Annotated in this window: 9 protein-coding genes; 5 read left to right on the forward strand and 4 right to left on the reverse strand. The window is 74.8% G+C overall.

Features of this window, described 5'->3' with window-relative positions; all coding sequences use genetic code 11:
• Window positions 1-39: 39 nt before the first annotated feature.
• From ACWIZO_RS02685 to rfbB, 3 genes are all read right to left on the reverse strand, one after another.
• Window positions 40-2664: an N-acetylmuramoyl-L-alanine amidase gene (locus tag ACWIZO_RS02685; protein ID WP_448641006.1), complete on the reverse strand. Its 2625-nt coding sequence runs from the start codon at window positions 2662-2664 to the stop codon at window positions 40-42.
• Between the two features lie 225 nt (window positions 2665-2889).
• On the reverse strand, window positions 2890-3777 hold the full coding sequence (gene rfbD, locus ACWIZO_RS02690) for a dTDP-4-dehydrorhamnose reductase (protein ID WP_448641007.1): 888 nt from the start codon (window positions 3775-3777) through the stop codon (window positions 2890-2892).
• On the reverse strand, window positions 3774-4769 hold the full coding sequence (rfbB, locus tag ACWIZO_RS02695) for a dTDP-glucose 4,6-dehydratase (protein ID WP_448641008.1): 996 nt from the start codon (window positions 4767-4769) through the stop codon (window positions 3774-3776). Before rfbB ends, rfbD begins: the two co-directional genes overlap by 4 nt.
• Window positions 4770-4952: 183 nt before the next feature.
• Here rfbB and ACWIZO_RS02700 point away from each other — a divergent pair, with 183 nt between their 5' ends.
• The 5 genes from ACWIZO_RS02700 to ACWIZO_RS02720 all read left to right on the forward strand — a co-directional run bounded on the left by ACWIZO_RS02700 (window position 4953) and on the right by ACWIZO_RS02720 (window position 9850).
• On the forward strand, window positions 4953-6524 hold the full coding sequence (locus ACWIZO_RS02700; protein WP_448641009.1) for an LCP family protein: 1572 nt from the start codon (window positions 4953-4955) through the stop codon (window positions 6522-6524).
• Window positions 6525-6664: 140 nt separating this feature from the next.
• Window positions 6665-7465, forward strand: coding sequence for a TIGR03089 family protein (locus ACWIZO_RS02705; protein ID WP_448641010.1), 801 nt, complete (start codon window positions 6665-6667; stop codon window positions 7463-7465).
• Between the two features lie 42 nt (window positions 7466-7507).
• Complete coding sequence (locus ACWIZO_RS02710; protein ID WP_448641011.1) at window positions 7508-8317, forward strand: CoA transferase subunit A; 810 nt, start codon at window positions 7508-7510, stop codon at window positions 8315-8317.
• Complete coding sequence (locus ACWIZO_RS02715; RefSeq protein WP_448641012.1) at window positions 8314-8982, forward strand: CoA transferase subunit B; 669 nt, start codon at window positions 8314-8316, stop codon at window positions 8980-8982. The genes ACWIZO_RS02710 and ACWIZO_RS02715 overlap by 4 nt, the downstream gene beginning before the upstream one ends.
• A gap of 46 nt (window positions 8983-9028) precedes the next feature.
• Window positions 9029-9850, forward strand: coding sequence for a DUF1028 domain-containing protein (locus ACWIZO_RS02720; protein ID WP_448641013.1), 822 nt, complete (start codon window positions 9029-9031; stop codon window positions 9848-9850).
• Window positions 9851-10243: 393 nt separating this feature from the next.
• Here the strand turns inward: ACWIZO_RS02720 and ACWIZO_RS02725 are convergent, their stop codons facing one another.
• On the reverse strand, window positions 10244-12370 hold the full coding sequence (locus ACWIZO_RS02725; protein WP_448641014.1) for a DUF6541 family protein: 2127 nt from the start codon (window positions 12368-12370) through the stop codon (window positions 10244-10246).
• Between the last annotated feature and the right edge of the window lie 166 nt (window positions 12371-12536).

Below are 12536 nucleotides of genomic sequence, written 5' to 3' on the forward strand. Positions count from 1 at the left end.
CCGCCCACCCGCCCCCAGCGAGCGAGGTCCTCCGCGTGGTCACCCGTACACCACCGTGGTGCGCCCGGTGGCCGCCGTCCAGGTCACCGTGCCGCCCTGGAAGCGCTGCAGCACGCCGCCGGTCGTGGCGGTCTCCCCGCTGGTCGGGTAGCCCAGCCGGCCCGAGAGCCCGCCGGCGGCCGACCACGCCGCCCCGATCCCACCGCGCACCACGTGCGCCCCGGTCCCGGCCGACCACCAGATCGAGCCGCTCTGGAAGGTCTGCACCCGCCCTGCACCGTCGGCCGTGGCCACCGCCTCGCCGGTCGGCAGACCCAGCACGCTCCCCGGACCGCCGGCAGCGGCGTAGGCAGCGGCGAGGTCGCCGGGCACCACGTGGGCCCGCGTGCCCGCCCAGTACACCGACCCGCCCTGGAAGCGCTGCACCCGCCCGGCGTAGCCAGGGGTGTCCTCCTCGCCGCTGGTCGGGTAGCCCAGCGGGCCCAACAGCCCGCCGGCGGTCCGCCAGGCGGCACCGATCCCACCGCGCACCAGGTGCGCCCCGGTCCCGGCCGACCAGTACACCGAGCCGCTCTGGAAGGTCTGCACCACGCCTCCCCGCTCGGTCGGCGTCTCCCCCGACGTGGGGAACCCGGCCGGCCCGGCGGCACCCCCGGAGGCCGTCCACGCGGCCAGGACCCCGCCGTGGAGCGGATGGCCCCCGGTGGCGGCCGACCAGTACACCGACCCGCCCTCGAAGTGCTGGACCCGGCCGGCGACGCCCCTCGTGTCCTGCTCGTCGGTGACGGGGTAGCCGAGCACTCCCCCGGTGGCACCGACGGAGTGCCACGCTCCGGCGACACCCCCGCGGACGACGTGCCCGCCGGTGGCGGCCGTCCAGTAGATCGCGCCGCTCTGGAACTCCTGGACCCTGCCCCGTCCGCCCGGGGCGTCGGTCTCCTCACCGATCGGGAAGAGGAGCGGCCCGCTCGGTCCGCCGGCTGCGTCGAAGGCACCCAGCACCCCGCCCCGGACCACGTGCGGACCGGTGCTGGCCGACCAGTAGACGGCGCCCCGTTCGAAACGCGACACCGCGCCGTCGGAGGCGGCCTGCTCGTCGACGACCGGGTACCCCAGGGTCCCGGCCTCGGCGCCCAGGGAGAACCAGTGCCCGGCGATGGCACCGCGGACGACGTGCGCGCCGGTCTCGGCGGTCCAGTAGACGAAGCCCCGCTGGAACTCCGCCCGCACACCCCGGCCGTCGGGCAGCACCCTCTCCTCGACGGTCGGCGCCCCGAGCGACGCGGGGCCGCCGGCACGCTGGTAGGCACTGAGCACCCCGGCGCGGACGAGCTTCACCCCTGTCGCGGGGGTGTAGTAGAGGTTGCCGCCCTGGTAGGTCTGCCAGATGACACCGGCCGACTGCTGCTCCGGGCCGGTCTTGGCGCCCAGCAGCGCACGCAGTGCGGGGTCGGAGTCGTAGCGCTGGGTGATCTGCGGTGTGGTCGCGGCCAGCGCCGCGGCGACCTTGGTGCGGATCTCGGGCAGCCGGGAGTAGCCGTACCGCCCCGGGCAGGCGGTGTTGCCGACGTCGCGGTGACCGAAGACGGTCGGGAGCGTGATCGTCGTCCCGGCGGGATACCGGGAGGTCCCGGACCCGCCACCGGTCAGCTGGGTGGTGCCGGTCGGGTTCACGCCGTACAGCGAGAACTTCCACGCGATGACGGCGGCGACCGAGTCGACCATCGCCTGGGGGGTGTCGACGACGTCGTAGTTGCCGATCATGGAGACGCCGAAGGTGCCGGTGTTCCACCCGCCGGCGTGCGCGCCCACGACCGTGCTCGCCAGGCCGCCCTTGCGGCCCTCCCACAACCGGCCGAACCGGTCGACCAGGACGTTGTAGCCGATGTCGCCCCAGTCGTTGGTGACGGCGTGCGTGTAGTAGATGCCGCGCAGGATGGCCGGCACCTCGTCGGCGCCGTAACCGTTGCCCGAGGCCGTGTGATGCAGGGTCGCGGCCTTGATCGTCGACGCGTACTGCGGCGCCCACGTCATCAGCTTCTCGTCGGCGCCCCACTGGGCGCGTGAGTACACCGGCGGCATGGCCAGCGCGGCCTCGGCCGTGTCGGTGATCTCCGGGTCCTGCGGGCCCGAGTCGGCCGCGCTCTCCCCCGGGTCCACCAGGCTGAGCTGGACGTCGGTGGGCTGGGCTCCGGAGCGGGTCACCAGCTCGGCCTCCACACCGTGGCTCGGGCCGGTCCACAGCGGGGAGGTGCCGCCGCGCCACCCGGACCGGTCGCTGCCGGGATCGGGCGTGGCGTCCTCGGTCCCGGTCTCGGTCCACTCGCCCCAGTCGCCGTCCTCGTCCTGGACGCGGACGTTGACCACCGTGTCCGTCACCGCGGGGTCGTAGGCCCAGTTGACGCTGACCATCGAGAACTCGTCGAGGTCGGTCTGCCGGACGGTCAGGGTCGGCGTGGTGTCGCCGACGCCCACGACGGGGTCGGTCGTCCCCTGCTGGACGTCGGCCTCGGGCGCCGGCGCGTCGACCGAGCCGAGCGTGACCTCCTCGGCGGTGACCTCCACCGGGACGGGCTCGGGCGCCGGCTGGGCGTAGACGGGCAGCACGAGGAAGGTCCCGGTGAACGCGACGAAGGCGGTGGATCCCGTGATCAGGCGGCGCAAGGGGTGAGTCCTCCGGGGTACCGGCGCCCGGCCGCCCCGCGGGGACGACCGGCTTTCCCCCGGAGGATCGACGTCCCGGCTGCGGGGCCCGGTGCTCCGACACGGGTTCGCGCCTGTGAGCACGTCCCACCCGTCACACCCACCGCAGCCACCCCGGCGGAGGCGAACCGGTCGGTCACGGCCGGGCGGGCGCGGCCGCGACGGCCGGGTGGGACCGGACGGGGCTCAGCCGAGGCCGGGCACCGCCAGGGACAGGGCGGCGCGCCACGGCCGGGGCGCCGGGAGGCCGGCGGCGAGCCAGGCGCTGCCGTCGAGGACGGAGTACGCCGGCCGCGGCGCCGGCCGCGGGAAGTGCTCGGTCGTCGTCGGGGACACCAGCGCGGGATCCGCGCCGAGCTCCTCGTAGACGGCGCGGGCCAGGCCGAACCAGCTGACCGCGCCGGCGTCGGTCCGGTGCAGCACCGCCGGGGCCGGCTCCTCCCGCTCCCCCACCGCGACCAGCCCGGCGGCGAGGCCGGCCGCCCAGGTGGGCGAGCCGACCTGGTCGTCGACGACCGACACCGGGGCGCCGGCGGCGGCGCGGCCGGCCATGGTGCGCACGAAGTTGGCCCCGTGCCGGCCGTAGACCCAGGCGGTGCGGACGACGGTGGCCTCCCCGCCGGCCGCGGCGACCGCGCGCTCGCCGACCGCCTTGCTGCGCCCGTACGCCGAGCGCGGCGCCAGCGGGGCGTCGACGGGGTAGGGCTCGGTGGCGGAGCCGTCGAAGACGTAGTCGGTGGAGACGTGCACCAGCCGCCCGGCACCGGCCAGCTCCTGCGCCAGCCAGCCGGGCGCGTGCCCGTTGACCACGGTGGCGGTGTGCTCGTCGCTCTCGGCGGCGTCGACGGCGGTGTAGGCGGCGGCGTTGACCAGGACCGCCCGCCGCCCCGCCGCCCGCGCACCGCCCAGCCAGTCGCGGACGACCCGGCGGACGCCGGCCTCGTCGGTGAGGTCGAGCCGGTCGCGGCCCAGCGCGGTGAGCGCGTCGTCCGGCCGGCCGGCCAGCAGCGCCGTCAGCTCCCGGCCGAGCTGGCCGTGCGCGCCGGTGACCAGCCAGGCGGTGGGGACGCTCACGCGCGGGCCGTGGCCGCGGCGGCCTTGAGCGGCTCCCACCAGGCGCGGTTGTCGCGGTACCACTGCACGGTGAGGGCCAGCCCCTCCTCGAAGGGCATCCGGGGCGCGTAGCCGAGCGCGGCGGTCCTGGAGTAGTCGACCGAGTAGCGCAGGTCGTGCCCGCCGCCGCGCGGGTCGACGATCGGCTCGACGTAGCTCCAGTCCCGGCCGGTGGCCTCCAGCAGCTTCGCGGTGAGCTCGCGGTTGGACAGCTCCCGGCCGCCGCCGATGTTGTAGAACTCGCCGGCCTCCCCCCGCTCGAGCACGAGCTGGATGCCGCGGCAGTGGTCGTCGACGTAGAGCCAGTCGCGGACGTTGGCCCCCTCGCCGTAGAGCGGGACGGGGAGCCCGTCGAGCAGGTTGGTGACGAACAGCGGGATGACCTTCTCGGGGAAGTGGTAGGGCCCGTAGTTGTTGCTGCACCGGGTCACCGAGACGTCCAGGCCGTAGGTCCGCGCGTACGCGCGGGCGAGCAGGTCGCCGCCGGCCTTGGCCGCCGAGTAGGGCGAGTTCGGCTCGAGCAGGGTGTCCTCGGTCCAGGAGCCCTCGTCGATCGAGCCGTAGACCTCGTCGGTGGACACGTGCAGCACCCGGCGCACGCCGTGGCGCACCGCGGCCTCGAACACCTGCTGGGCGCCGAGCACGTTGGTGAGGACGAACGCCGAGGCGCCGGTGATCGACCGGTCGACGTGGGACTCGGCGGCGAAGTTGACGACGACGTCGTGGCCGGGCAGGGCGGCGTCGAGATCGGCCGGGTTGCAGATGTCGCCGCGGACGAAGCGGTAGCGCGGGCTGCCGGCCACGGGCGCGAGGTTGGCCGGGTTGCCGGCGTAGGTGAGCTTGTCGAAGACGGTCACCTCGACGTCCTCGTAGCCGGCGTAGCCTCCGGTGAGCATCGTCCGGACGTAGTGGGAGCCGATGAAACCCGCTCCTCCGGTCACGAGCACGCGCATGGCCGCATCCTGCCGCCGGCCGGCACGCCGGGCATCCTCCGCCGGTGTGACGTCTGTGCCGGGTGGGGTCGGGCGCGACTGGGCGGGCGGCCGGTGCCAGACGGGCACCGACGCCGGCGAGACGGAGCGTTCCGCCGTGTCGCGGGCCCGGCGCGCCCCCCGCTCGCCCCTAACCTCGGTCCCGTGAGCCGAGACCGCAACGAGCACGGCGGCGCCCCGGGCCGGCCGCTCCCGGCCCGGCTCGACCCGCGCGCCGGCCGCGCCCCCCGCTCCGACCGCAGCCAGGACGCCCCGGCCGACGGGGCCGGGCGCCGCGCCCCCCGGGAGCACGCCGACCGCGCGCCGGGCCGCCGCCCCGTCGTCGTCGCGCGGGCCGCGGCCGCCGTCCTGTCGGTCGTGCTGCTGGCCGGCAGCGGCTGGGGCTGGTACCTCGGGCGGGTCGCCGAGGCCACGGTCAACCGCACCGACGCCATCCCGACGGCGGGCAACTCCGACGCCGGGGACGCCCCCGAGGCGATGAACATGCTGCTGGTCGGCAACGACAGCCGCGCCGAGCTCACCCCCGAGCAGCTCGCCGAGCTCGACGCCGGCGAGGACTCCGGGATCAACACCGACACGATGATCCTGGTGCACGTCCCGGCCGACGGGTCGCGCGCGTCCTTCGTCTCGTTCCCGCGGGACTCCTACGTGGAGATCCCCGGCTACGGCATGGACAAGCTCAACGCCGCCTACGCGCACGGCTACGCCGAGGTCGACGACTCGGCGACCGAGGAGCAGCGCCAGGCCGGCGGCGCGCAGCTGCTGGTGCAGACGATCAGCCGGCTCACCGGCCTGCAGATCGACCACTACGCTGAGGTCGACCTGCTCGGCTTCTTCCAGCTCAGCAGCGTCGTCGGCGGCGTGGAGGTCAACCTCTGCGAGGCCGTCGACGACTCCGCCTACTCCGGCGCGGTCTTCCCGGCAGGCGAGCAGGTCATCGAGGGCGCCGACGCGCTGCGCTTCGTGCGGCAGCGCCACGGCCTGCCCCGCGGCGACCTCGACCGGATCGTCCGCCAGCAGGTGTTCCTCGCCGGCGTGCTGCGCAAGATGCTCTCCGACGACGTGCTGCTCGACCTGGGCACGCAGCGGGAGCTGGTCGAGGCCGCCTCGCAGTCGCTGACCATCGACCGCGACCTCGTGCTGCTCGACCTGGCCCAGCAGATGCAGGCGGTGACGGCGGGCAGCATCGAGTTCCAGACCGTGCCGATCGTCGGCGACGACCGCGACGAGCAGGGCCGCTCCATCCTCCGGCTGGCCGACGAGGACACCCTGCAGGCATTCTTCGCCGAGCTGTCGGCCGAGCCCGAGGCGGCCGCGCCCAGCACGACGGAGGCACCCGCGGCCGTGGCGCCCTCGGACGTGTCGGTCGAGGTCTACAACGGCTCGGGGGTCTCCGGCCTGGCCGCCGAGGCCGCGGCGTCCCTGGAGGACGCCGGCTTCACCGTGACCAGCACCGGCAACGCCGACAGCAACGACTACGCGCGGACGACGGTCCGCTACGCCTCCGGTGACGACGCGCTGGCCGCCACCGTGGCCGCCGCCATCCCCGGCGCGGCCACCGAGGAGAGCAGCGACGCGAGCTCGGGGACCGTGCAGCTGGTGCTGGGCGAGGACTTCAACGGCGTCGGCCAGCAGACCACCGAGCAGGCTCCCGCCCCCAGCAGCGCGGCCGAGGAGACCCCGCGGACGGCGGCCGACACCTCCTGCATCAACTGACGAAGGACCTCCCTGCCCCCCGCCACTCGCAGGCTCGCGGCGGGGCTCTGCAGGGAGGCCGTTCCAGCACGTCACCACGCTCGGCGCGGGCCCCTGCGAGGGGGCCGTTCCAGCCGGTCACCTGCTGGGAGGCTGGGGGCATGCCTGCCTCCCCGCGGACGCCCGCGGACCTGCTGGCCGCGGCGCTGCGCCGCGAGCCGGCCGCGCCCCTGATCACCTCCTACGACGACGCGACCGGTGAGCGGGTCGAGCTGTCGGGCACGACGCTGGCCAACTGGGTGGCGAAGACCGCCAACCTGCTGCAGGACGAGTTCGACGTCGGCACCGGCAGCACCGTCGCCGTCGCGCTGCCCGTGCACTGGCAGACCGCCGCGGTGCTGCTCGGGGTGTGGAGCTGCGGGGCCGCCGTCCTCGACACCGCGGCCGAGGACGACGGGCGACTGGACGCAGCCGACGTCGTCCTCGCCGCGCAGGACCGCCTCGCCCCGCTCGACGACCAGGACGTGCCCGAGCTGCTGGGCCTGTCGCTGCACCCCCTGGGGCTCGGCATGACCAGCTACTCCGGCCCGGCCCGCGACTTCGCCCTCGAGGTCCGCGCGCACGGCGACGTCTTCACGCCCCACGTCCCCCCGGACCCAGCCGCGCCCGGCCTGCTCGCCGGCGGACTGGAGCTCACCCTCGGCGGGCTGGCCGCCGCAGCCGCCGAGCTGGCCGGGCGGCTGGGCATCACCGCCGGCGACCGGCTGCTGGTCGACGGGCGGACGGCGGCCGAGGCCGGTCCGGTCGCCTGGCTGCTGGCCCCGCTGGCGGCCGGCGCCTCCCTGGTGCTGTGCCGCGACGCCGATCCGACCGCGCTGGGGAGCCGGGCGGCGTCGGAGCGGGTCACCGCTACGCTCGGCCTCCGGATCGAGGGCTTCCGCGAGCTCGGCCGTCCCGCCTGAGGGACCGGCCGGGCCGCCTCAGGGACGGACGGTGGTCAGCTGATGGACAAGGTCGTCGCGAGCGCGCGGGAGGCGGTGGCCGACATCGGGGACGGCGTCACCCTCGCCGTCGGGGGGTTCGGGTTGTGCGGTGTGCCGATCAAGCTGATCGACGCGCTGCTCGAGCAGGGCGCCTCGGAGCTGACCACGATCAGCAACAACTGCGGCGTCGACGACCAGGCCCTGGGCGTGCTGCTCTACGCCGGGCGGATCACCCGGACGATCAGCTCGTTCGTCGGGGGCAACAAGGAGCTGGCCCGCCTCTACCTGTCCGGCCAGCTGTCCGTCGAGCTGACCCCGCAGGGCACGCTCGCCGAGCGGCTGCGCGCCGGTGGCACCGGCATCCCGGCGTTCTACACCCCCACCGGGGTGGGCACCATGGTCGCCGACGGCGGCATCCCGGTGCGCTACGACGCCGACGGCAACGTCGTGGAGACCTCCCGGCCCAAGGAGATCCGCGAGTTCGACGGCCGGCAGTACGTGCTGGAGACCGCGCTGACCGCCGACTTCGGCCTGGTCCGCGCCGCGAGGGGCGACCGGCACGGCAACCTGGTGTTCGCCGAGTCGGCGCGCAACTTCAACCCGCTGGCCGGCATGGCCGCGCGGATCACCGTCGCCGAGGTCGAGGAGCTCGTCGAGCCCGGCGAGATCACCCCCGAGGACGTGCACCTGCCCGGGGTCTTCGTCGACCGGGTGGTCGTCGTCGGCACCGAGGGCAAGGGGATCGAGAACCGCACCACCCGACCGCGCACCGACCGCTCCGCCGCACCGGCCGCCGCCGGCGACGAGGCCACCGAGGGGGACGCCCGATGAGCCTGACCCGCGACCAGCTCGCCGCCCGCGTGGCCCTGGAGCTCGAGGACGGCCAGTACGTCAACCTCGGCATCGGGATGCCGACCCTGGTGCCCAACTTCGTGCCCGACGACGTGCACGTGGTGCTGCACTCGGAGAACGGCATCCTCGGCGTGGGCCCCTACCCCTTCGAGGGCGAGGAGGACCCCGACCTGATCAACGCCGGCAAGGAGACCGTGACGATCCTGCCCGGGGCCAGCTTCTTCGACTCCTCGCTGAGCTTCGGCATGATCCGCGGCCAGCACCTCGACGTGGCCGTGCTCGGCGCGATGCAGGTCAACCCCCGCGGCGACCTGGCCAACTGGCTCATCCCCGGCAAGATGGTCAACGGCATGGGCGGCGCGATGGACCTCGTCCACGGCGCCCGCACGGTGATCATCATGATGGAGCACGTGGCCCGCGACGGGTCGCCCAAGCTGGTCGAGGAGTGCACCCTGCCGCTGACCGGCAAGGCCTGCGTGGACCGGGTGGTCACCGACCTGGCCGTCGTCGACGTCACCGGCGAGGGGTTCGTGCTGCGCGAGGTGGCACCCGGCGTCACGCCCGACGAGGTGGTCGAGAAGACCGGCGCCCCGCTGTCCGTGCCCGGCGACGTCCCGACGATGGCGCTGCCGGCCACCGTCTGACCGCGGCCACCCTGACCGCGGCACTGGCCACGGCACCGCTCCCCCGGTGACGTTCTCGGTCGTCGCCCGCGACCCGCTGACCGGCGAGATGGGCATCGCGGTCTCCTCCTGCATCCTGGCCGTCGGCCGTGCGGTGCCCAGCGCCCGGCCCGGGGTGGGTGTCGTGGCGGTGCAGGCGCGCAGCCCGCGCGGCCTCGGCAACGTGCTGCTGGGCGGGCTGGCCGAGGGCACCGCGCCGGCGGTCCTGGTGCGGCGGGCCGCGCACGCGGCCGAGGACGCCGACCGGCAGCTCGCCGTCCTCGGCGCCTCCGGCGAGGTGGCCGCCGACACCGGGCCGGGCTCGTTCCCGGTCAGCGGCCACCTCGTGGGCGCGGACTGGAGCGTGCAGGGCAACATGCTCGCCTCCCCCGGCGTGCTCCCGGCGATGGCGCGGGCGGCCGAGGCCACGTGCGGCCCGCTGCCCGACCGGCTGCTGACCGCGCTCGCCGCCGGCCAGGACGCCGGCGGCGACCTGCGGGGACGGCAGTCGGCCGCGCTGCTGGTGGTCAGCGGCGAGCCGGCCTCCGAGGAGGACGACGGCGTGCGGGTGGACCTGCGCGTCGACGACTCCGGCGACCCGGTCGCCCAGCTGCGGGTGCTGCGCACCCTGCAGCGCGCCTACGACGAGCGCGACTACGAGACCCTCGCGCTGTTCGCGCCGGAGGGCGCGCGCGACCTCTACGCCGCGCTGGCCGCGTCCCGCCGCGGCGACCGGGTGGCCGCGCGCGCGGCCCTCGAGGCCGTGCGGGCCCGCCCCGGCTGGTCGGCGTGGCTGGCCGCCATGGCCGGGGACGCCCGCCTGTCGGCGGTCTCCCGGCTGCTCGGCTGAGGTGGCCGCCGCTGCGCGCGCTGACGTCTCGACCGCGGACCTCCCGACGTGCAGGACCGTCGTGCGCCGTCGGCGGGCGCCCGTCCCCACCGCCGTCCGGGTGGTGGCCTCTCCACGGCACGGCGGCAGCGCCGCCGTGCCGTGCGGCTCCGCTCGGGGAGACACCGTCGGGTCCCGGTCCCCGAGCCACCTCGGCGTCCCCGGGGACTGCCGCTCCCGACTCGACGACGCCAGGCTGCCTGGTCGGCCGGCTCCGGTGGGCGATGCCCCTCCGCACGGAGCCGAGGAGTGACCTGCCCGCCAGGAGAGCGGGATGCCGCCGTTCCCGCAGGCGTCGCAGGAGGACGGCTTCGTCCCCGGGACCGCGACCGCACCGCTCGACCGGCAGTCCGATCAGTCGACGTCGCCCGGATCGGCGCAGGCCTCGTCATCGGACGGGGGGACGGCGTCGTGCAGCTCCACCTCGTAGATGGTGGCTCCCTCGTTCGTGAAGACCGGCCGCAGGGACCGGGAGTCCGCGAGGTCCTCCAGGCCCGGCACCCGGTGCATGGTCGGGAAGATGAAGCCCTCAGCGACGTAGACGTAGCGGATCCGGTAGTCCTCGACGATCCTCCGGACCTCGGGGTCGGAGTCGATGCAGTCGAACCTGAACAGCACGGTCCGCTGGGGGGCTCTCAACGGAGGGTCGTCGGGGTTGACGATCGCCTGGCCGAACATGGGCCGGATCCCGTGGAGGGCCCACATCCACGCGGAGCCGTCGCCCGGGTCGTTCATGACCGTCTGTCCTGGCTCCGCCAGACCAGCCAGCACGTCCATGGCCTCCAGTTCACCAGGAGTCACGGAATCACCTGATCCGAGCGCGAACTTCTGCTGCAGGCGGTCGTGGTTGTACGCGGCGTAGAAGCCGCCCGTGAGCAACCCGAAGGAGGCCAGCACCACGGCGAGCGCCACGGCGGGACGTCCGACGGAGCGCGGGACACGCACACGACGCAGGACCGTCGTCAGTCCCTCGGCGACGACGATGAGTCCGTTCGTGCAGATGACCGCGAGCCCGAGGACCGCGAGCGCGGAGAAGCGGAACCGATCGTTCCACCACGGCCCGGTGAGCACCGCGACCAGAGGGCCCTCGTAGGCAGCCGCGAGCACCAGGAGCACGACGAAGACGGCACTGGCCAGGAGCCACCAGGCAGCGCTCGCGAGTCGACGCACGCCGGCCAGCCCGACGACGAGCAGGACCACCAGCCAGACCTGCGGATAGGCCGCGAAGTAGTTGAACGTCAGCAGCTCACCCACCGCAGCGCCGGGAGACTGCACGGCCGGCCAGTCGTAGGCGACACCGGACCCACTCACCGCGAGGGTGGACGCGATGGCCGGGAGCGACAGGAGCACGGTCGTGCCGGCCACCACGCCCAGGGGCACCAGGTCGGTGCGCAGTCGGTGGGGCTCACCGATCCACCGTTGGACCAGGTAGGCAGCGGCGAAGACGGCGGCAGCCAGTGCTGCACTCGGGTGGACCGCCAGCAGTCCGGTGGCACCCAGAGCAGCGAGCAGGCCCGCAGCCGGGGAGTGCTCCCGCACCACGGCCGTCCAGAGAGCGAGGAAGGCGGGCACCAGCGCCACCCCCAGTGCGAACGGCCAGATCGGTCCTCGCCACATCAGGTCCGTCGGGAAGGCGGCGATGCTGATGGCGACGAACGGGACCACGACGGCATGGGTCGGCAGGCGCAGCTGCCACAGCACGGCTGTCAGACCGAGTACGAGCACGGCGGGGATGAGGGCGACCAGTGCGTTGGTCGCGACCACGGTGCCCACTCCGAGGTCGACCGGCAGTGCGGCGAGAGCGTGGAAGGCGATGGGGTAGTACGTGTCACCGCGTTCGAAGTGGTTGACCGCGCCGATGGCGGCAGGATCGGCGTCGAGGGTCTCACTGATCCACTGCACGGCGTTGACGTGGAACAGCACGTCGAACTCCTGGTTGATGCCCGTCAGGCCCCCCATGCCCCAGACGGCGACCCCGGCGGCCACGACGCCCGCGACCAGGGGGGACGCGACGGCGAGCACGGCCGCCCGTGGCGGTGTGTGGACCTCCTCGGTCCGCGCCCATGGCAGACGCTCACCGATCGCCGAACGGGTCACCGCCCACCGGATCCCGTAGACGACAGCGGCCGACACGGCGACCAGGACCCAGAACGAGACGGCCGTCCAGGCCAGTCCCGTGGCCGTCGTCAGGCGGCTGAGCACGGCGACGAGACCGAAGGTGATCGCCGGGCCGGCCGTGACCGCCAGTACCCGGCTGGTGCCGGCGGCCAGGCCGACGACCAGCCCGGGAAGGACCAGGTGGACGAGCGTGACGAACAGCGGCGTCAAGCTAGAGAGGAACAGGACAACCCTCCAGGGTCTCGGGCGAGCGGCCCCACAGCCCACCGCGCAGAGGCCCAGCGCCATGGCATCCCCGGCCGGTCCACGGCACGAGCCGACCATGACGGCGCGGAGACGGCGCGGGATCTCGGCCGTGTGCACGTGCGCACACGGTGGGGATCGGCCACCAGGTTAGCTCCGAGATGGGTGGTCGGAACGCGACCGTACGGCGATGTGCACACCCGGTCACACGCGCCACACGCGCTCGCTCCGTGAGGACCCCGACCGCCGGACCCGCGCGGCGCCGGCCCGGGCCGGTCCCGGGCCG

The sequence above is a fragment of the Geodermatophilus sp. URMC 63 genome (assembly GCF_053502565.1).